Origin of the sequence: Autumnicola edwardsiae (assembly GCF_031846505.1) — a bacterium.
In the GTDB taxonomy this organism is placed as follows: domain Bacteria; phylum Bacteroidota; class Bacteroidia; order Flavobacteriales; family Flavobacteriaceae; genus Autumnicola; species Autumnicola edwardsiae.
This window is the reverse complement of record NZ_JAVRHP010000061.1, coordinates 1-20,440: the sequence shown is the minus strand read 5'-3', so window position 1 is coordinate 20,440 and position 20,440 is coordinate 1. Positions and strand designations below refer to the sequence as shown.

The 20,440-nt window shown below is 36.0% G+C and carries 15 protein-coding genes; 7 read left to right on the top strand and 8 right to left on the bottom strand.

From position 1 onward, the window contains the following. Nucleotides 1–27: 27 nt before the first annotated feature. The 3 genes from RM529_RS11665 to RM529_RS11655 all read right to left on the bottom strand — a co-directional run bounded on the left by RM529_RS11665 (nt 28) and on the right by RM529_RS11655 (nt 2,243). Complete coding sequence (locus tag RM529_RS11665; RefSeq protein ID WP_037317118.1) at nt 28–747, bottom strand: hypothetical protein; 720 nt, start codon at nt 745–747, stop codon at nt 28–30. Nucleotides 748–750: 3 nt separating this feature from the next. Then, nucleotides 751–1,032, bottom strand: a complete 282-nt coding sequence (locus RM529_RS11660; RefSeq protein WP_037317115.1) for a helix-turn-helix domain-containing protein — start codon at nt 1,030–1,032, stop codon at nt 751–753. 395 nt (nt 1,033–1,427) lie between these two features. Further along, a complete protein-coding gene (locus RM529_RS11655) occupies nt 1,428–2,243 on the bottom strand; it encodes an RteC domain-containing protein (RefSeq protein ID WP_311484967.1) in 816 nt (271 codons plus the stop codon). Nucleotides 2,244–2,546: 303 nt separating this feature from the next. Here RM529_RS11655 and RM529_RS11650 point away from each other — a divergent pair, with 303 nt between their 5' ends. The 3 genes from RM529_RS11650 to RM529_RS11640 all read left to right on the top strand — a co-directional run bounded on the left by RM529_RS11650 (nt 2,547) and on the right by RM529_RS11640 (nt 4,386). Beyond that, nucleotides 2,547–2,915, top strand: a complete 369-nt coding sequence (locus RM529_RS11650) for a DUF7793 family protein (protein ID WP_311484966.1) — start codon at nt 2,547–2,549, stop codon at nt 2,913–2,915. Between the two features lie 23 nt (nt 2,916–2,938). Then, a complete protein-coding gene (locus tag RM529_RS11645) occupies nt 2,939–3,850 on the top strand; it encodes a helix-turn-helix domain-containing protein (RefSeq protein WP_311484965.1) in 912 nt (303 codons plus the stop codon). 104 nt (nt 3,851–3,954) lie between these two features. Beyond that, nucleotides 3,955–4,386 carry a DUF6520 family protein gene (locus tag RM529_RS11640; protein WP_311484964.1) on the top strand — a complete coding sequence of 144 codons (432 nt, stop codon included), beginning with the start codon at nt 3,955–3,957 and terminating at the stop codon, nt 4,384–4,386. A gap of 77 nt (nt 4,387–4,463) precedes the next feature. Here RM529_RS11640 and RM529_RS11635 read toward each other — a convergent pair whose 3' ends face one another. Genes RM529_RS11635 through RM529_RS11625 form a run of 3 tightly spaced genes read right to left on the bottom strand, consistent with a single transcriptional unit; the run spans nt 4,464 to nt 11,728 of the window. Further along, the gene (locus RM529_RS11635) at nt 4,464–7,319 is read right to left on the bottom strand and encodes a M16 family metallopeptidase (RefSeq protein ID WP_197051671.1); all 2,856 of its coding nucleotides are present in this window, start codon (nt 7,317–7,319) and stop codon (nt 4,464–4,466) included. A 10-nt stretch (nt 7,320–7,329) separates the two neighbouring features. Further along, nucleotides 7,330–8,736 (bottom strand): RagB/SusD family nutrient uptake outer membrane protein, encoded by a 1,407-nt coding sequence (locus RM529_RS11630; RefSeq protein WP_037317100.1) that lies wholly within the window; start codon nt 8,734–8,736, stop codon nt 7,330–7,332. Nucleotides 8,737–8,746: 10 nt separating this feature from the next. Next, nucleotides 8,747–11,728 (bottom strand): SusC/RagA family TonB-linked outer membrane protein, encoded by a 2,982-nt coding sequence (locus RM529_RS11625; protein ID WP_037317098.1) that lies wholly within the window; start codon nt 11,726–11,728, stop codon nt 8,747–8,749. Between the two features lie 679 nt (nt 11,729–12,407). Here RM529_RS11625 and RM529_RS11620 point away from each other — a divergent pair. Beyond that, a complete protein-coding gene (locus RM529_RS11620) occupies nt 12,408–12,668 on the top strand; it encodes a hypothetical protein (RefSeq protein ID WP_156101212.1) in 261 nt (86 codons plus the stop codon). 145 nt (nt 12,669–12,813) lie between these two features. On the opposite strand, the gene RM529_RS11615 is transcribed toward RM529_RS11620, so the two are convergent. Both RM529_RS11615 and RM529_RS11610 read right to left on the bottom strand, forming a co-directional pair. Continuing rightward, nucleotides 12,814–14,934 (bottom strand): DEAD/DEAH box helicase, encoded by a 2,121-nt coding sequence (locus RM529_RS11615; RefSeq protein WP_037317091.1) that lies wholly within the window; start codon nt 14,932–14,934, stop codon nt 12,814–12,816. Nucleotides 14,935–14,936: 2 nt separating this feature from the next. Next, nucleotides 14,937–15,887 (bottom strand): HamA C-terminal domain-containing protein, encoded by a 951-nt coding sequence (locus tag RM529_RS11610; protein ID WP_037317088.1) that lies wholly within the window; start codon nt 15,885–15,887, stop codon nt 14,937–14,939. Nucleotides 15,888–16,215: 328 nt separating this feature from the next. On the opposite strand from RM529_RS11610, the gene RM529_RS11605 reads away from it, so the two are divergent. From RM529_RS11605 to RM529_RS11595, 3 genes are all read left to right on the top strand, one after another. Continuing rightward, on the top strand, nt 16,216–16,902 hold the full coding sequence (locus RM529_RS11605) for a GNAT family N-acetyltransferase (protein ID WP_037317085.1): 687 nt from the start codon (nt 16,216–16,218) through the stop codon (nt 16,900–16,902). A 160-nt stretch (nt 16,903–17,062) separates the two neighbouring features. Next, nucleotides 17,063–17,725: a DUF6904 family protein gene (locus RM529_RS11600; RefSeq protein WP_037317082.1), complete on the top strand. Its 663-nt coding sequence runs from the start codon at nt 17,063–17,065 to the stop codon at nt 17,723–17,725. A 611-nt stretch (nt 17,726–18,336) separates the two neighbouring features. Beyond that, nucleotides 18,337–20,440 (top strand): type I restriction-modification system subunit M (locus RM529_RS11595; RefSeq protein WP_311484963.1); only part of this gene is annotated, 2,104 nt, incomplete at its 3' end.

The window sequence follows — 20,440 nt, the reverse complement described above, 5'->3', positions numbered from 1 at the left end:
GAATATTCAATGCCACCTTCAATTATTTTAGAGGGGTTGTCCATAATCTTTATTTTTAGTGGTTCGCAGGTTGTCCCTGAAATGGGATACTTGCTTTTTATTTAATTTCTTTTTTTGTTTCATAAGCGATTTCTGTTCAACCCAATATTTTGCCAGAGCGCGCCAATCTCTCACATCAGAACCATCGCTTGTTTGCCACTTCCGGTCTTCATAGTACTCGTAGAACTCTTTTCCATAATCAGGATTAAAATTTTTATTACTAAAAAAATCCAGTACCACCTTCAAACTGTTTGGATGTTTATTATGTTTTATTGGTTTAGTATTGTTTATAGTAGATACCAAAGCTTGTCCACTGACGGGACAGTGTTGGTCTATTACTAGTTCCCTATTGGGATGGTAGCGTTCCGCAAGCTGTTCCAATTTGGGATCGTAATGAGCTTCCTCAGGTTCATCACCTGTCTCAATAATGGACATCTTGATCTTGCTGCCTTTGTATGGGTTATTGGAAGGAAAATATTTCAGATAATTCCAGGTGTCAAGATCGGTTATACATCTGTGATAGGTAGATTTAGATCCTATCTTTGCAGCATTCATCAAATCCCTTCGGTTCACGAAAAAACCCGACGCAAACCTGCTGCTATTCCATTCCTGGAATAAAGCCATATACAAGCTGATATGCGTTGGATTTAGACGATCATCAAAATAAAATTTTTCAAAAGCGGCGTTTAAAAGCTTTATATAATTCATCGCTTAATATTCTAAATGATGCACGCGATTCTCTTCCATTACTTTTTGGATTTCATCCATCTCGTAATAAATGAGCCCACCTATTTTGGTATAAGGCAACGTACCGTTTATTCTTAAGTTTTGAAGCGTTCCAGGACTTACCTTGAGAAGATCCATAACTTCAGCAGATTTCAGGTACTTTTTAATCCTTCCTGACTTTTGCTGGGCAAGCAGTTTTTTAATGTCATCCAGCAGTTCCATTTTAAATTCTCTTAAATCGTCGGTGGTAATAATTGATGTAGGCATAATACAATGGATTTTAAAAAGGGGACTATAGGTTATATTAATTTAAATAGCCCCCTTCAGGTTATTAAAGAAGTCTCCTTTCAAAATTGTAATTAACCTTTGAGAGTTTTTATATAGGGATGTGGTAACTACGTAAAACTTTAACGTTTCATAGTTTTTGATACGATTTGAGATAATTAGGTAAATTCAGTGCCTTGAAAAATGAATTTTGTGCCGGAAATAATAGACAAAACCGAAAACACGTAACTACGTGGTTACTTACGTGTTTTTAGAATAGAAAATAAAAGGAAATTGAAAGTGGTTGCACTCCTTTACAAGAATCGAAAAGTATTGGATAATGAGATGGAGAAAGATAATTTACTAGCAGGGCAGGGGTACAGGGTTAATTGGCACTATTAATCATCATCCTTATTCATTTTGGCCTCAAGCAACATTATTAACAGGTTTAAGAATTTAGTGCGGTCGCCTTTTCGAGCTTTAATATTGGAGTAGGTTTTATAGGGATTATCCAGCTTGATATTAAAAATATCCTCAAAAGCCTTGCAAATGGTAATAATGTCTGATGTTCCGTGGTTTAAATATCCGCTGGCAAACAAGGCATATATAAGCTCAATTAAATCGGTTTTTCCGCCTGACCAGACTAAGAGACTGGGTTGTCGTTCTCTAAATTCAGAACTACTGCCAGGCTCTAACCGTTCTAATTGTTCACGGATATAATGGATGTAACGATACAGTGCCTGTACTTTGGCCCAAAGCATATCGTGACTGGTAGAAAACTCGGGATTTTCGTAATAATTAATGGAAGGGGTAAGGGAAAAGTCAACCTGACCCTGACGGCTAAAGAATTGGTGATCCAGATAACTATGGTTCTGTTCCATATAATGAACAAAACCGTTATTCGTTGAAAAGAACTTATTGATTTTTTTGATTTCTTTTTTTAGAAATCGAACCTTATGAGAATTTCCTGCTTTGGGCAATAAGAGTTCGCAAGAACGCACCTCAGTGAAATAAATGAGGTAGCTCATCGGGTAGGGTTTGATGTTTTTGAAAAAATCTATTTCCGATTGGCTATTCTCAAAATCTTCACGATCCACTAATTTTTGCAACTTGGATAAAGTTTTGATGCAAAGGTTTATACCGCATTCCGCCTTTTTCAAATCGGTATCTTCCGATCTGATAAGGTGCTCAACCTTTTCGCTAAATGTCGACATAGTCTTTTTGAACATGCTGGTAGTAAATGAAAATATATAAAATCGTTGTTGGGCTCTTTTCAAGTTTGGTTTTGTTTAGATATATTATACCAGGGGACCCTAATTGGCAATAAATTAGCTCAAATTATATTATTCGAGATGTTAAAAGCAGAAAAACTGCTAAATATTAATGAAATTCACAAGTTTACTTCCGGATTGTATAAGTATTAATTGAATTTTATCTTTTATATTTGAGATATGTAAAACTGGTTCTTCCAGATACTCCCTTAAAAAACCCTACTTAACAAAAATAAACAGCCCCTTATGTTTAAAGGTAAGTATGGTACATATTGGATTGAAGATGGTATTCTGTTCGTAGATTATAAGCCGGATCTTATAGTCTCCCTAAATGTTGCCAAAAGAATTGCTCGAGACCGGATGGAATTTCAGCAGAACAAGGAATATCCGGTTTTTTGTAATCTTGACGGTATTATTGGAGCACATTCAGATGCCCGGCACTACCTTGTTCAAGAAGGGACATTGCTAATAAATGCCCTGGCACTTCATTCCACATCTCCGGTTGCTATCCGGCTTACCGAATTCTATCTCAAAATTCACAATCATAAAATACCGACTCAGATTTTTAAACATAAAAACCAGGCTATACATTATTTAAAACCCTACACCCAATGAAATATTAATCTAAACCTACAATTATGGAACGTGAATTTAATAGGGCAAATTTACGTGGTATATACCGCATGCTTACCGAAATAGCTAAAGGCAATTTTGCTTTTCAAATCAAACGCACCCACCACAGGGATGAGCTCGAAGGGCTCAATGCTTATGCAAATCAAACTTCAGAAGAACTTTATAGAAAGCGGCATCAATTTTTATGGCTTAATAGAAATACCGAAGCTATGGTGATCCGAACGGCGAACTTTCTGTTGGACAAAAATTTAAGGGTGATGGATTATAGCTATAAGCATCCTGATAATATTGAAGTTGCCGAAAATAATATTTTAGGCAAAGCATTTTCTGAACTACTTGTTAGAAAATTTCAGCATACTTGGGAGAAAAAAATCCTGAAGTTCATGGCAGGCAAAGAACAATCTTTTGATATCCGTCTGGAATATCATTTTGATGAACTACTAAAAATAAATTTGCATACTGTTGTCTCGAGGTTAACCGGTGTACTGGAGGAAAAATATATAGTGACTTCTTATCTTATGGATGGCTCTAAAGATTTTTTCTCAGAATTACCAGAAAATTCCGAAATCAAAACGTTTTCAAAATGGGACCAAAAATTATTTCACGAAATCCATATCTATATTATTCACCATTTGGATGAGCCTCCTAAAACTTTAGATCAATTAGCAATGCTTTTTAATACTAATGAATATAAAATAAAGACTGGGTTCAAAGAGATTTTTGGATGTACCCCAACGCAATATTATAATAAGCAGCGCATCCGGGAGTGTAAAATACTCATTGAAAATACGAGTCTCTCCCTAACGGAAATTTCAATTAAGATGGGCTTTAGTTCTTACCCCCATTTTTCGAAGAGTTTTAAAAAGGAAACTCATGTAACTCCTAGATTTTACAAAAAAATCACCCGAAATTCATAAATTTTGGGTGAATTTATACTGATCTGACAAGTTTGCCTCCACTTTAGCTAAGTATTTTTACTGATATTTACACTGTTGATGATCAATGAATTAAAAGCTTTTAAATGGAGTTTTTGAAGAATGAAGTTAAGAGGCAAAAAACTATAAGCGCTACTTCATTTTCAGTAACACTCCTAAAGATATTATTGCGCGATGATGCAGGTGGAAGCCGATTACCTGTTTTGCAACGGCATTATTTATTAATCTATAAATTTAATACAATGAAAAATTTAAAATTTTTATTACCGATGTTGGCAATGATATTTGCCATAGGATTGATGTTTGCAACTCCCACTGAGGACAATGATCCGGACAATGATTATGTCATATTAAATGGCTCTTGGGAAGCGATTCCTGAACAGAATTGTGAAGCTGGAGAATTTGACTGTCAGGTACGTTATGGACAAAATGGGCCTGTTTTAGAAGTTTATGATGCCATGGGGGATGAGGAGCCAAAACCTAGTGGTACAGAAACACCAACTGTCATTAACCCATAATAATGAGAACAGCCTAAACATAATTTTAGTGTTTCATAATTATTTTCACCTCAGGAGTATTTTCCTGAGGTGTTTTTTTAATTGTTAATAATCAAATTATTTGAGGCTTTATAATTTTCAGGATACCCTAAAAATTCCTGATAATTTTCTTGGGTCATAAATTGCTGTACGGCGTTATTGATGTCATTCAAATTGATAAAGTGCTCCAAAATTGTCCCATATTTCAAGACTTCCTGGACTATATCTTCTTCGAATACTGTTTTACGTTCTAAATAGTTTGGCCAAAAATTGAAATACCCAAAATTGCTGAACCTGGCTTCATAAGAATTCAATTCCTTCCTAATCGCAATATCTAACCATTCTTGATCCACACCATCCCTTTGTAATTCTTCAAATTCCTCTATAGCATATTGTAGAAGCTTATCTTCATTTCCAAGGGCGCTATCAAATACAATCTCAAAGGCATATGTATCGGTATTTACCCAATGCCCGCGGGCTGATGGGGCGTAGCAACCATTCCGCAATCGTTCATAGATTCGTTCGTGTAAAGCCTTTGATAGCAATTGAAGTTCTATTTGAGTTTTAATAGTCCTTTTGGCTTTAACCGGAAAAAAAAGCCGGGCGTACACCTGATTGGTGTTCTTATATTCCAGGTTTTCTTTTATTGGTTCTAATGGGAATATTAATTTCTTCCTGGTCAGATTTTCTTTTTTATGCGCCGGAAACTTCGAAAGCGTATTTATCAATATTTTTGAGATTTTGTCCTTATCAAAATCACCGGTAATTATAAAAGTAAATCCTCCGATATCTGAAAAATTATCTTTTGCAGCTCTAAATACCTCCTTCATTTCAAGCCTTCTTAAATCCCGGATGTTTAAAACCGATAACTCAGGATACCAAGCGGTTTTTATTTTATCCATAGTAAATTCTGTGGATCCTCTTAGTCCCATTCCTCTTAATTTTTTGGATTTATTTTCTTTCCAGGCTTTAAATGCTTTCTCATCCTTTCGATGCTGGTCAAAGTATAGATATAAAAGATTTAGAAACTCTGTAAGATTTCCTTCGTTAGCTTCCCCATTAATATGCTGATATTCCGGATCTGCATATAAATGAAGGTTGATATTGTTATCATCCATAAAACTTTCTAGTTCAAACTTATTATAGGATCCAGCGCCACTGTATTGAATTACTTCTGGGGAAACCTGTCCCAGGAGATATTCTCTTTTCTTATTTAATGGGGCCGGGATGGGGCGGAAGGCTTTGATTGAAATAGAATTTACGAACTGATCTGAAATGGGGTTGCTGGGTTTGAGCATAACTTTTACATCATTGGGAAGTATGATAGTTGATACTCCAACCAGGTTTTTTGAAAGTTCAGCTCTAACCATTGCTTCGTTATTGGGGATATTCGCTACATCATCTAAACTTTTTATAGCAGGGTTAGGTTTGGTAAAAGGTTCGACAGGCATTTTTTCTACTTCTTTAACCCATTCTTTTAGTAGTTCACTTTCCGGCAAATCTTTATTTTTCCCTTTGTAGAAGATATAATGGGTATTCCGGGAAAAATCGCCATATTTTTTAATAAACTTATGGAAATCCTTAAGTTCAATTTGAGCTAGAATTTTAGAAGCTACTTTTGCTTCCATATGCGGCCCTGGAGCTACCTTACCATCTGTGAAATGCTTTAAAAGACGCTGGGTGATAAAATCGGAACCTTTACGCCTTTGGTCTTTATAATATTGATAAACCCTCTTTTTTGCCTGGATCAAATCATTTTCCTGAATCCCAACGTGCAATTGTTTCCAGGCAATTAATCCTCTACGGAAACTTGAATTTAATTCTTCTAGGTTGCCTTCTCTTAACTCAAGTCTCATAAGACTTGTCTTTAAATATCGGCCTGGATAATGATCAATTTTAAAATCGGGGTCAAAATATTCGAAGGGAGAATCATACTGTACTTCAAATATCTTTTGTTTTTCACTTAGCACATTTTCATAAAGTTGCTGTAGTAGCATATCTTTATAGTCATCTTCCGTTTTGGCTTCTAAATCGAAATTAGGTCGTTTGCGAATAATTTCGAGTTGAATACCCGAACCAATACTGTCAGTTACTATAGAAAACTGATTTTTATTATTAAGTATTTTATCAATTCTTTCGATTTGTTGTTTAGGTACAGGAACCGGTGGGTTTTTTAGATCTGAAAACAAGTCTATAATTTCATACTCGAGACTGTCAACATTTATATCTCCAACAATAACGGCGGCCTGTAAATCAGGTCGATACCAATCTTCGTAAAATCTCCGTAAAGCCTGATGGTTGTATTGTTGTAGGTTTTCAATGTGTTCTTTTTCATTGAACATCCTGTTTCCTGAATTCTGAAATAATTCTTTTTTTCTGCTAAGTTCTCGCCATCTTCTATAAGGATTTGAAGTTCTCATTTCACCTTGAACCGCAGCGCGTTCGGTAGCAATAGATTCTTTGTTCCATTCATTTCCTTGTGCGAACTCCTTAAATATATGCAGGCTTCCATTTAGGATTTTTTTGTCGGAAGATGGTATAGTTGCTTTATAAAATGTATAAGTGCCAGTCGTGTAGGCATTCTTAAATCCCCCGGCATTACTAAAATACTCACTGACATTTGGATAACTTCGGGTTTGTTTAGCGACCAGGTGTTCTAATAAATGAGCATATTGCAGTTGATCTTTATCTTCATTGATATATCCTGCTTTTACAATCAAACTTAGAATGACTTTTTCTTCCGGGTTTTTATTTCTTTTTAAATAATATGTAAATCCATTATCCAATTTTCCATACTTTACCGTGGGATCCAAAGGTAAAGTTTGAAGGTTTTCCTGATTAGATTCTTGAGACAGGCAACTTATTCCAAAAAGGAAATTAAATATAATTGGCAGGCATAATTTTAAATGTGTCATCTGTTTATATTTAATAACCTTCATTCTGACTTAGATTAGGATTCCGCATACGTTCTTCAGAAGGGATGGGGTACCAAATATCAGTAGCTTCCCATAATGGGTTTTGGCTCCCAAGAACTTCACCTGCCCTTCCCGTACGTTTTAGATCAAACCAACGATGACCCCATTCTGTAAATAATTCTTTTCTGCGTTCTAGCATTATGATATCAAGGAGTGCTTGTTGGCCAATTTCTGGACTGATCTCAGAAATTAATGAAATCCCTGCGCGTTCTCGAATGACATCAATATCTTGTAAAGCTTCGGGGAGGTCTCCTAAGTGCGCACGGGCTTCTGCCCGTATGAGGTATTGTTCTGCCAGACGCATTACCATGGAATATTCTTCTATTGGGTAATCATTACTATTCCTGATTTTGTACTTATGCGCAAAAAAAACTTCTAGCCCGGAATCATATCCTATCCAATTGGCTAGGCGTTTATCTTCCTGGTCAAAAATAGCAGCCAATTCCTCTTCTAATTCAATACCGGCCAGAAAAGAAAGCACAGGATCTACAATTAAAAGATTACCTTCATTTGTATGGGTGGAAAGACCACCTCCACCAAGTGGGGAGATTTGCCAAATTGCTTCCTTACTATTTGCCAGAAATACTTCTTCGGGATCATTTAAAATTTCGTAGTTGGATGTTGCCTCAATTACCTTGCTGCTAAAAGTTTCAGCGTTATCCCAATCTTCGAGGTATAGATAGACTCTGGCCAATAATGCACTTGCGGTGTAACTATTTACCCTGGTTCTTTCATTTTCGGGAAATTCACCTCCCAATAATTCCTCAGCTAACAACAAATCATTAATTATTTCTTCATATACTTCGCTCATTGGTGTTCTTGATAAAAGTTGGTTTTCTTCATAATCTGTAGTTAAAAGCAATGGAATATCACTGTATAAATTAACCAGGTTGAAATATGAAAAGGCTCGGATGAAGCGAGCTTCACCTTCTAATTGAGTTTTGACCTGTTCCGATATTCCTCCTGAATTTTCCAGGCCTTCGAGTAAAGAATTAGTCATATAAATTATATTATATGCACTAGACCAAATACTTAGGTTGCCACTGTTGTCAGGGATAATTTCATTTTGTTCAAATTGTATTCGTTCAATATTGGTATCATAAATATTACTAATATTATCACCAGAGAAACCAGACAAAATAGTAATACTATTGCGCTGGCCATTAGAAAATTCAGCCCTAAACAGTTCGTTGTATATTCCTGTCATTGCGCTTTTTGCTGTACCTTCATTTTCAAAAACTACATCCCGAACCATTTTGTTTTCCGGAGCAGCGACTTCTACAAAATCTTCGCAAGAAGAAAAGAGATAAACTGATAGTAATAAAGTGACTATGATATGATTATATTTAAATTTCATAAGAGATATTTTAGAAGTTAATTTCCAATCCGCCTGTAATTGTTCTTAAATTTCCTAGGCCGAAACCAGGCCTTTCGGGGTCCATCCCATCATAATTGGTGATAGTAAGTAGGTTCTGTCCGTGAAGAAAAAATTGTGCATTTCTAATCCCCGTATTTTTTAGCAGATTTCCAGGAAATTGATAAGAAAGGGATAGCGTTTTAAGTCTTATATAAGAAGCATCCCGAATAGGAAAAGTTGTATTAAGTACCCGGTTGTATGCTGTTTGAGAAGCAATAGATTGGGATATTTGCTGATAGGGACTTTCTCCTTGAAGTTCTGATAAAATTAATTCAGTGGAGTTACTGGCGGTGCCAGCTGCAAAAGAAGTAAGTCTTCCATCCTGTTTTACAAATTCCCAAAGAAACTGTAATGAGAAATTTTTGAAGGATAGGTTATTATTGATACCGCCGTAATACTCACGATTTTGATCACGCACTATCAATCGGTCCTGATAATCATAACTACCATCGTCGTTTACATCCCGAATGCTATAAAACCCTGTTTCAGGATCTAACCCGGTATAATCATATAGTAATGAAATGTTTAAAGGCGAACCAACACGGTAAGTATTTGCATAAGAGGATTGCTCAATATCGGGGTAACTAATCAATTCGTTTTCTGGTATTGTTAGGTTAATTGAACTTTCCCATCTAATACTTTCTGTTTTAATATTTAAACTGTTAAACTCTAATTCCAAACCCCTATTCTCCACGGTAGCGGGTAAGTTTGCCTGTACAGAGGTAAAACCTGTTATGTGCGGAAGTGGATAACCCACTAATTGGTTTGAAGATCGGTTTCGATAATAACTTGTGCCCAGTCGAATTCGATCTTTTATAATCCCTAATTCTAAGCCACCTTCAAGTTTTTTATTTACTTCCCAGGAATAATTCGGATTTGCAAGGCCTGTGGGGTACAAACCTCCAGGCCCTATGGTGGCTTCGTAGGCATCTAAATAACCATAATCGCCAATTTGATCATTTCCGGTGGTTCCGTAACTTCCCCTAAGTTTTCCAAAGCTCAGGAAAGGAAATATTTTTTTAATAAATTTTTCTTCACTAAAAATCCAGGCAGTTCCTACTGCACCAAAATTGGCAAACCTGTTATTAGGTCCAAACCGAGAAGATCCGTCCCGTCTACCCGTAAAATTCAGGTAATATTTACTATCCCAGTTAAGCCCAATTCTTGAGAAAATTGCAGCATATCGATATTCGGTATTTTCACGTATTGCATTGGTTATATTTTCCGCGGCTCCAATATTGCCTATAAGGGATTCGGAAGCATAACCATCACCTTGAAATCTTTCTGAAAAATCATTATTTTCTTGAAAAGTAGCCCCTATCAGGAAATTTAAGTTTAGGTCTTTGAAAGATTTATTATAGTTCAATTGGGGTTCAATAATCCAGGAATCTCTAATAGCGGTTAAATGTGACGACCTATGATAAATAGCATCGGAAGGATTGTAAGACCGCCTGGGCTGTTTACGAAGTTCGCGGGAATTATAATAGGTGTATCCTAAACTAGATTTAAATTCCAAACCCGGGAGTAATTTATAAGATAAACCAATATTCGAAATAAGATTATTGGTGTTGGTAGTACTGCGGTTAAAATATCCGGCAAATGGATTGTCTAAACCGGCTTCTCCCCATTCATCCCAATGCAAACTTCCATCCTCGTTAAAAATAGCAGGTGCATTTGGCGGTAAAAAGGAAATAGACGAATTAAAACTAACGTTGCCCACCAAATTATTTACATCTACACCATAATTTACTGAAAGGGCTAAAATAAATTTATCGTTCTTTGAACGGTGATTTAAATTTAAATTTCCTGTAACTTTTTGGTAATCAAAATCTCCAGGGTAAACTGTGCCTTGAGAAAAATAAGAACTACCCAATCTAAAGGAGGTATTTTCATTCCCTCCTTTAAAGGTTATATTAGCATTAGTAGTCTCCGAAGTGCCACCAAACAGAAAATCTTGCCAGTCGGTGTAACGATCCTGGTCCCACAATAAAAGATCAAAAGCATTACTCTCTGTCGGCTCAACCCCGTCGTTTTCAAAAGCTGTTCTTCGTACCTCCAAATACTCTTCGGTATTCAGTAATTCCAGTCTATTAGGTACGCTGGCCACTCCTGTATAGATTCTTGTCTCCAAACCTGTACCCATTGCTCTGCCTTGTTTAGTAGTAATTAAAACAACTCCATTAGCCCCTCTCGACCCATAGATGGCTGTTGCATCAGCGTCTTTTAAAACTTCTATACTTTCAATGTTGGAAACATCAAGGTTATTTAAGGGATCTATCCCTGAACTAGACATAAGGGAACTACTTTCTACCGGGGTTGAATTGATAGGAACACCGTCTATAATATATAAAGGATAGTTTCCTTCTTCTCGTAAACTATTGGTTCCCCTAATCTTTATAGTAGGAGCCATCCCGGGATGGCTGCCACCAGAAGTAACTTCTACCCCCGCCATTCTCCCTTGCAATGCTTGTATAGGACTTACCACGGGCTGTAATTCTATTTCCTCTGCGGTAACTCTTGAAATATTTCCCGTTCGTTCCCGCTGTGTAATATTGTAATAGCCAGCATTAATTTTTACTTCGCCCAAGGCAGAAACATCCTCCTCTAATTGAATGCTAATTTCTTCGTTGTTTTCTACCGGGATTTCTACAGTTTTAAAACCTATATAAGAAAAAACCAAAGTCCCATTGGCAGGAGCAGAGATACTGTATTCGCCATCCAGGTTAGTTACTGTCCCTCTGTTAGTATTTTTAACTGTTACAGTTACCCCCGGAATAGGAAGGCCGTTTTGATCTTGTACTACACCAGAGATTTCTTGCTGCAAGGGCAGGGGAGTAGCTGTTGCTGCAGTAGCAGTTTTGGACAAGAAGAAGAGTATCCCGCCTATAATAATTAGCGCCACCCATTTAAGGCGCGAGTAATTATTTTTCATAATTTTACGTGTGATTTAAGTGAAACATTGTTTTACTTAAGCTTAGGCCTTCCCCACTCAGACGCCAATCTTTAGTATGGGAAGGCTTTTAGCTTAATTCAAATAGCCCCGAATACATTTATTATAAAATGAAGGGGATTTCCGGCTCCCTATAGCCGAAACTGCAAACCTATTACTAATGTTCCCAAAGCCCTTGTAGAGGCTTTTCCCACCCAAAGCTGTAAAAAAATATAGGGCATTACAGCACCCACGGGATTGTAAAAATTTTGGCCTGTCCCGCAACAAGCTTAAGATTAGACATACTTTTAGATAACCAAAACAGTTATTTTGATGTTGCGGAACTTAAAAATTGTAGAAAATCACTTTGAAAATTATGAAGAGAAATTGCCTTGTTTGCAAAAACAAAAAGGGCGCGGCTCAACTTACCGAATCAGGGTACTGGTATACCTTACGACAATAAGCAAGCCCACGCCCGGGTCGTGAGCATAATGCTTATCCTCTCGTCGTTAAAAATTACCAGTTTTTGATTCGAGATTCAAAGCGAAATGCTTCTAATATTTTACTTTAAGAAGTTTCGCAAATATATTAATGTTAATCAAATATAATAATTTATTTTAATATTACCGAATTCGGTAATAGAATTTTTACCGTGATCCTTCAAATTGCAGAAAAGCAAAATATGAAGGACAATAAAGTGGAAGAAATTAAAGCATTGATAGCAGCTAGATTGAAGCAAATTAAAGGAGATATTCCTTATAATGAGATATCAGGAAAGTGCCACACTACAGCGGCAAGAATTAGTGATGTAGCCAATAATAATATTGATTGTCAGCTTACCACTTTGATCGACATTGCAATTGGCTTAAGGGTGCATCCAATGGATTTACTAAATATTGATTATGATTTTAAAGAATATTATCGTAGTCTCGATGGAAAATAATTCCCTTTACGTTTTTTCGTAATATCTTTTGGTTAAAGATGTTTAGCTTTATAAAATTGAGTTTGTCCCGGTATATTTATCATTAAAAAGATAAATTGTAATGGATATACGAGTTGTTCGCAATTGTTAATACAGGTTCGATTTACTAATTTTCATCATTCCGATTTAGAGTAATTCCTTCAAAAAAGTAATCAAGTATATAATCATCAAAAACATCAATTTCAACATTATTTTTTACCGTCTTTAAACCAAGTGATTTAAATTTTTCTAGACAGGAATGAATATCTAATTCTTTATCATGAAAATTTATTAAACCTGCCTTATGTACTTTTCTTGACAACATTCTTGGGAGTCCATATTCCTCTAATTGATAGACTGCTGTGGGTAAGAACGCATGAGATGTTAATGACACAAATCGAGAAATGTCGTAATTTTTATCAGGTAAAATTTCCTTTTGTAAAATATTAATATCACTTAAAAGGGATGAGAGTTTAAATGTCACTTTCCTTTCCAATTTGAAAAAATCATCAATCCCAATATTTTCTTTTTCCAAATCACCCAATAAAACGGGTATAGGTTTAAACCAATTATATTTTAACTTTTTTACAAATTCAACAAATTTGGAATATTCTATTTCCCATCCTCCAGGTTGCAATTTAATGACCTTATATAGCATACGATCCCATTTTGAAGGAGCTGATGCATTCAAATAACCTAAGCCATTCCAATTATCCGGATTACTTTTCATATCTAAAGCAACATCCTTAATAAGATCCATGTTACTAGTTTGAAAACTATTTTCAGAAATTAATTGTTCAAACTGCTTATCACCTAAAATAACCCGCATTTCTTCTTTATAGGATATTATTTTAGCTATTTGGTCTGTGGTAAGTTCTTCCTTAAATTTTTCTTCATCAATATCTCCAAGAATCTCGTCAGGAAATGGAATATCTAATTGTGTTTGTGATTCTTTTGGTGGTTCGTCCAGGATGTAGATTTTACCAATAAAATGTTTAAACATTCTACCGCCCCTACCCATAATATTTTTATAGGTAAAATCATTTAGTTTAGCATTACCCTTTCCACTCCTATTAGCCCATATTACAACATTTTCTGCAGATGTATTGACACCCTCGATAATTGATGAAGTAGATATTAAATCATCAATACCATCATGCTTTTCAGAAAATAACTTTACCTGAATTTGGCTTATAGATCTATGTAATTTACCATTATGCACACCTGCACCTTTTTTTACCAATTTTGTCAAACTCCAATTATAACTATAGTTTTTACTTAGCCATTTTGAAAAATCAATAAGTACTTTTCTTTCTTTATCTGGTAAAGATGTTAGTAGTAAATTGGAAATATTATCTATATTTTTATAGGTGCCAGCGTAAATTAACGTCTTGGTTTGCTTATTACTCAGAATACCTACTAATGCAATACTTTTAGCTTCCTCATCCTTTTTTATATCTTGATATAAGTTATGCTTCTCAAGAAAGACTGTGTTGAAATCTAATTCAACGAATTCCATACCTTTTGTAAAAGGGTTATTCGTCAGTTTAGAAATGTTAGGTGCTAAGAAATACTTTTGTTTGGCAACTTTACCTAATTTTAGAATAGCTTTTATTAATGTTGAAGAACGATCCTTGTCAAAATTAGAACTTGCTTTGTAGAATTCGTCAATGATCAACATATCAATAGATTTTAATTTATTGACATAATTTATCGCTCTTTCTTGAGGAAAAATTAAAATATTCTTTTCAGCTAAATCTGCTTCCGCAGTAGTTATAATCTTATAAGAATCTGAGAATTTTTTATATAATCTCCTTCTAGTTTCATCCGTAAGAGCAATTGTAGGAACAATAATAACAACAGTATTCGGTTTGTTTATTGAAATGTAAGCATCGATTACAAAACTTTTCCCAAACGAAGTTGGAGCACTTACTGCTATGCTTTCATTGTTCAATAATTTTTTTAGAAGCCTAGATTGTTCTCGATGTAAAGGTAATTGGTCTTTTTCACCAGTGTCTACTTTAAAAATATCATATAAAAATTTCTCCTGCCAATTAGCGTTTTCATAATCAATATATGGATATAAACCAGTTTGCCGTATTAAGTTATTAATTAGTGGTGTATACTCAAGTTCCTCAGATTGATGATAATCTAAAAGTTTTATCAATTCATTCCTAGCATCATTCTCTTTATTATCAATAAGCAGGTCATTTATTTCACTACATTTTTGGAATACATCTATTGCCATAATTATTGATTCTTATAAAATTCAACATTATTTAGAAACTTTTCCACAATTGGCTTTTTTTCAGGTATAGGAAATAAGATTAAGTGAAAAGATATTTCTGAATATTTAAAAACTTTAGAATTGAGTTTCTTAATTTGCTTCTTAAAATACGACTCAGCACGTTCTATGTGATGTTCCATAATTTCCTTTTTATAATCTTCTGTCATTTCGATGCAAGAATTAGTGATATCACATTGATGCAATATTAAAATTGGAACATTCAGTTTTGCTTTAATTTTATCAACAGATGTGCTTTTTGATAATAGTTTTTTTATTTTTTCATAAACTTCTTTTTTGTCCTGTAAAATTGCCTGTAAGTCTTGAACGTTAGTTATAATACGGTTCTCTTTTTGTAGTTTTTCTTTCGTCAATGATTCCTCAACAGATTTGATAATGGTGCTTAACCTCGCATCCTCTATAGAATTATAGAATTTAGATTCCCCGAACCAAAGCGTAAAACTATCATCATCTTCCAAAACCACGTGAACGCTGTCCGCCCCTTTTGCATTATCCTTTGGATTCTGTTTATAAAAAATTTTTGGAACTGCAGTAAGAGCTTTGAAATGGTGCTTCATAAACCCATATAAAAGAATTTCAGCCAACTCACTGCCTTCTGTTTCTCCGTAAGGATTATCTATTAAACGTAAATTTTTCGCTGCTTCGATTAAAGAAGAATGTGATTGATTTATTAAAGCATTTCGATCTTGATATGAAAGTGCGGTTTCCGCTATATTATCCCAAATAAAGTTTTGAAATTCTTGGTATCTCCACTTTCCTTCTTCAAAACTATTGACCACACTTAATACTCGTTTACGATCAATATCTTGTAATTTTGTGTCCGGATTTAAATTACAGAAAAAATCATCTAATAAAATTTCAAAATCACCGATTGAGGGTTCATCAGAATTTTCCATTTAGCGTATTTAGGTTAGTATTGAACGCTAATATACTTTATTTTACACCTAAGAGTTTAATCATCAACTTAGAATTAATTTTAAATCTAGTAAAAACAACTGTCTACAATAACTAAGATTCAGTGTGGACGGCACAGCCCAATAAGCACACATTGTTGACTAAACCGGTTTTTGCTTATATCTAAATTTTTTTAGTTTAGATATGCCAGTCGTTACGGTTTTCCGTAATCAACTTTTAATAAATATCTTTAGCTTTAGAAAATTGGGTTTATGAAGTATTTTAGTAGGGATATTACTTGTTAACTTTCATTTGAAAAAAATCGTTTAAATGACTGAAAGAGAAATCAGAAAATATATTGACCGCCTAAATAAGGGAAAGGTAGGTGAATCAATTTTCACCCGACAAATAAACAAATACGTTGATGTTGCTAAGGTATGGTCGGAACAACCAAAAATCACAGATGACATTATTGGGAATTCCGGTTCATACAGGTTCTTTTTCTTAAAAAATGAATTACAGGAATATGTCGGGGCTGTTCTCGACATGTACAACGATTTACATTGGTACATAGTTCCTAAACACAGAAAGAAAGGATATTTGACTACAGCATTGAGGGAAGCAATTCTTCCTTATATTTTTTATGATGATCGAGAAGTTCAAAGATTAACTATTGATTACAGAGCAATAGGAGATAAAAATTATTCAGGCTCTAAAGGTGTAGCTATCAAACTTGGATTTAAAGCAATTAACGAAATAGAAACAGAATTTGAATTAAATAAAACTCAGTTTAATTGGAATAATGAAAATCTCAATGAAACAGACTCGGATATTAACCCGGATAGGTTTGAAGAATTAAGGCGAAGAGCATTTTTTGCTTATAAAACACTTTCTAAAATTAGTGATGAGCTTTTAATGTCTGTTGATGATGATAAAGAACTAAAAGAAGTTGCAGATGAAGTGAGAAATTATACGTGGAAACTTGAAGATCTTGAATGGGAAAAAATGAAAAGCTAAGAAAGTATAAAAACAATCCTCAAACCTGTCTCGGATTGAAGCTCCGTGCTCGCCTTTTCCGGGCTTCCATAACTATCAAAAATTTGGTGATTACTAAATATACCAAATTGATTTAAATGGTGATATTTGAAAAAAGAATACAAAATTAAAATGCTCTTTTATGCTTCAAAGTAACCCAACCAAGAAAGGGACAGGAATAGAATTATGGGGTGATTACCGTGACTTAACAAGCCTGTATGAAACCATTCACAAAATAGGAGAGCGGTTAAATGAATATAAGAAGGAAGAGAAGGGGCAGGCAGATATAATAATGGGCTTTGCTTATGAGGTTCGAAAAGCTTTCCAGCATTCCAGGTTAAAAGAAAAGTTTGTTTTTGATTCGGAAAATAAGGTTGAATATTTAGGCTTTAGATACCTGTGGATAGACTTACTTTATTTAATTTCCGTTCTTCGCTATAATGCAGGTTATGTAGTGTTGGATGCCCTGGATCAGGCAAATCTTTATATCCTTGAATATAATTGTAAGAAAGCCTTATTTGAATATGATCCCCAGGGCGCACAACAAATTCAACTTTTCATAGGTCAAAAAATTGATATACATAATAACCTGGTTTTTTTAGTGCTGCAGGGTATTAATATAGAATATTTGAGCAAGACCCCGGGAAAAAGAAGATTTCGTGGTATACCCGATTTATTAATTGCTTATTCCCAATTTTCACCGGCTTATAAAATGTGGAAGTCTGATATGGAAAGTAGGGCCAAAGAATTAGGTTGTAAAGTAGACCAATTAAATTACGATGATTACCCTGAAATAGTTTGGTAATCGTTAAGTAAAAACCAGCTCATCAGATAGAATTGATTTTTATAATCTACAAAACTATCTAAAGCTGCTTTTAAAGCCTAAAACCGTCCCATAAGGAACTGCAATCCAAAGCCGCATTTAAGGCATATAAGATAAGTCTTATACCATCACCAGGGAAATGCCATCCGAGGCTGAATATAAGACTTAAAGTTTCAATTACTCAATTTAAAAAGCGAATGCTTGCATAACATCTTTTCGGGGAGATTTTCTTGTATCTTGGGGTATTCTGGAAACACTCTCCTCCGCGGCAAATATAATTAAGCCCCGCCTCACACGGAGCTTAGTTGCAGATTAATATCAGATAACGCCGTCCTTATTAGCCGAAAGTTGCCCCCATCATCTGCCAGGTGTTGGCCACTCCTTAACCGCTATCTTCAACTTGAATTCAAATATAATGATTTTTAGAACAACCAGATTTTTACGTGGTTGGTTCCAAACCAATATACTCTAAATTCTCTTAATTTTTCCTAAATTGTACCACGCTTAACAACTCCCTACACCCGTTAAGCCTATCAGGTTTTGCTGAAAATAGGTAAGAGCTTGATATTTTATTAATTCAGCCAAAAAATTCAATGACCATAACGCATACCCAAAAGCTTACCCTCTCTAAACTCGAAGGCCTCTTGCTTAATGCCTGTGACAGCCTGAGGGGTAAAATGGACGCTTCTGAATATAAAGAATTCATCTTCGGAATGCTCTTCCTCAAACGTGCCAACGATAAATTCGTGGAACAACGCAACCGGCTCCGAAAGGAATATGAAACAAAAGGCTTCCGCGAAGACCTTATCGAAAAGCAGCTAAGCAACCCTGCAAAATACGATTACTACGTACCGCCAATCGCCCGGTGGACGCTTACTGAAGAGGAAAAACAAAAACTTCAACAGGGATCTGATGAAGAGCTTCGAAAATTTAAAGGTATCCTTCATCAGAAAAAAGATGTAGGCTCTGCGCTTAACAAAGCCCTGCACGCAATTGAAGAAGCCAAGCCGGAGGTGCTGGAAGATGTATTGAAAAGCATCAACTATAACCGGAAAGTTGGAAAGAAGACCATAGACGATGCCCGCTGGGTTGATTTTATTGAGAAATTCGATAAAATTCCTTTACGTGATGAGGATTTTGAATTCCCCGATCTCCTTGGTGCGGCCTATGAATTCCTGATTAAATATTTTGCCGATAGCGCCGGAAAGAAAGGTGGCGAGTTCTATACGCCTTCCGAAGTGGTGGGTTTACTTACCCGCATCATCGCCCCGCAACAGGGAATGAGCATCTACGATCCCACGGTTGGCTCGGGCGGGATGCTTATTCAGGCCAAGGATTATGTTTCTGAAAATGGAGGCGACCCCCAGGATCTTTCTCTGTACGGACAGGAAGACAATGGTACCACCTGGTCTATCTGTAAAATGAATATGATCCTGCACGGGGTACGCAATGCCGATATCCGTAATGACGATACGCTGAAGAATCCTGATCACACCGAAAACGGGCGCTTGATGAGCTTCGATCGTGTTATTGCCAATCCGCCTTTTTCGCAGAATTACTCCAAAAAGGAAATGAAATTCCCTGAGCGTTTTCACACTTTTATGCCTGAAAATGGTAAAAAAGCCGACCTGATGTTCGTGCAGCATATGCTTAGCGTACTTAAGAATGACGGAAAAATGGCGGTGGTTATGCCCCACGGGGTGCTTTTCCGCTCGGGTGATGAAAAGGAATGCCGTGCGGAATTCCTGAGACGCGGTATCCTAGAAGCCGTGATTGGAATGCCTTCCGGACTCTTCTACGGAACAGGAATCCCTGCTTGTGTGTTGGTCTTCGATAAAAAAGAAGCCAAAGACCACAAGGAGGTGCTTTTCATCAATGCCGACCGGGAATACAAGGAAGGCAAGAACCAGAACAAACTACGGCCCGAGGATATTGAGAAGATCACTAATGCCTATTTCTCTAAAGCTGAAATTTCAAAATACAGTCGACTCGTAAAGCTGGAGGAAATTGAGGAAGAAGTTTACAACCTCAACATTCGCCGTTATGTAGATAATTCTCCCGAAGCCGAACCTCAAAATGTAAAGGCGCACCTTAATGGTGGAATGCCGGCCGATGAGGTAGACGTGCTGGAAGCCTCCTCTAAGGCAATGCTGGGGATGAACAAAGAACTTTTTGTAGCCCGGGATGAGGAGCTCTATGATTTTGCTGAAAACCTTACTTCTAAAGAAGAGATCAAGGACTTTATTGAAAACAATCCTAAAGTAAAAGAGCTCTATCGCTTGTATGAGGAGAAAGTTTTATCCTGGTGGCAAAATGTACAGGATGAATTTGAAAACCTGCCCCACTCGGGTAATGCTGCCCTGCTGCGCAAAAAAGTGATGCCTTCTGTTATTGCTGAATTAAACCAACTCAACGCCCTGGACGAGCACGAAATTCGTGGAGCTTTTGCCGGTTTCTGGGATGACCTGAAAACTGAATTCAAATCGGTCGCGGCGAGTGGCTGGGGTCCTGAACTTATTCCAGAAATGGATATCCTTCAGAGCCAGTTTCCCGATGTTCTGGCACAAATGGAAGAAGATCGCAACAAGATAGCCGAACTGGAAAGCCTCTTTGAAGCTGCTGAAGCCGAAGATTATGAAGATGAGGAGGAAACAGGAATTTATTCCAAAGAAAATTTAAAAGGGCTCAAAGGCCGAC

What these genes read in the sequence shown, in the direction of transcription:
- RM529_RS11605 (WP_037317085.1), top strand. Translation starts at nt 16,216, where the DNA reads ATGACTGAAAGAGAAATCAGAAAATATATTGACCGCCTAAATAAGGGA.
- RM529_RS11650 (WP_311484966.1), top strand. Translation starts at nt 2,547, where the DNA reads ATGTTTAAAGGTAAGTATGGTACATATTGGATTGAAGATGGTATTCTG.
- RM529_RS11630 (WP_037317100.1), bottom strand. Translation starts at nt 8,736, where the DNA reads ATGAAATTTAAATATAATCATATCATAGTCACTTTATTACTATCAGTT.
- RM529_RS11645 (WP_311484965.1), top strand. Translation starts at nt 2,939, where the DNA reads ATGGAACGTGAATTTAATAGGGCAAATTTACGTGGTATATACCGCATG.
- RM529_RS11610 (WP_037317088.1), bottom strand. Translation starts at nt 15,887, where the DNA reads ATGGAAAATTCTGATGAACCCTCAATCGGTGATTTTGAAATTTTATTA.
- RM529_RS11600 (WP_037317082.1), top strand. Translation starts at nt 17,063, where the DNA reads ATGCTTCAAAGTAACCCAACCAAGAAAGGGACAGGAATAGAATTATGG.
- RM529_RS11625 (WP_037317098.1), bottom strand. Translation starts at nt 11,728, where the DNA reads ATGAAAAATAATTACTCGCGCCTTAAATGGGTGGCGCTAATTATTATA.
- RM529_RS11660 (WP_037317115.1), bottom strand. Translation starts at nt 1,032, where the DNA reads ATGCCTACATCAATTATTACCACCGACGATTTAAGAGAATTTAAAATG.
- RM529_RS11615 (WP_037317091.1), bottom strand. Translation starts at nt 14,934, where the DNA reads ATGGCAATAGATGTATTCCAAAAATGTAGTGAAATAAATGACCTGCTT.
- RM529_RS11655 (WP_311484967.1), bottom strand. Translation starts at nt 2,243, where the DNA reads ATGTCGACATTTAGCGAAAAGGTTGAGCACCTTATCAGATCGGAAGAT.
- RM529_RS11635 (WP_197051671.1), bottom strand. Translation starts at nt 7,319, where the DNA reads ATGACACATTTAAAATTATGCCTGCCAATTATATTTAATTTCCTTTTT.
- RM529_RS11620 (WP_156101212.1), top strand. Translation starts at nt 12,408, where the DNA reads ATGAAGGACAATAAAGTGGAAGAAATTAAAGCATTGATAGCAGCTAGA.
- RM529_RS11640 (WP_311484964.1), top strand. Translation starts at nt 3,955, where the DNA reads ATGGAGTTTTTGAAGAATGAAGTTAAGAGGCAAAAAACTATAAGCGCT.
- RM529_RS11665 (WP_037317118.1), bottom strand. Translation starts at nt 747, where the DNA reads ATGAATTATATAAAGCTTTTAAACGCCGCTTTTGAAAAATTTTATTTT.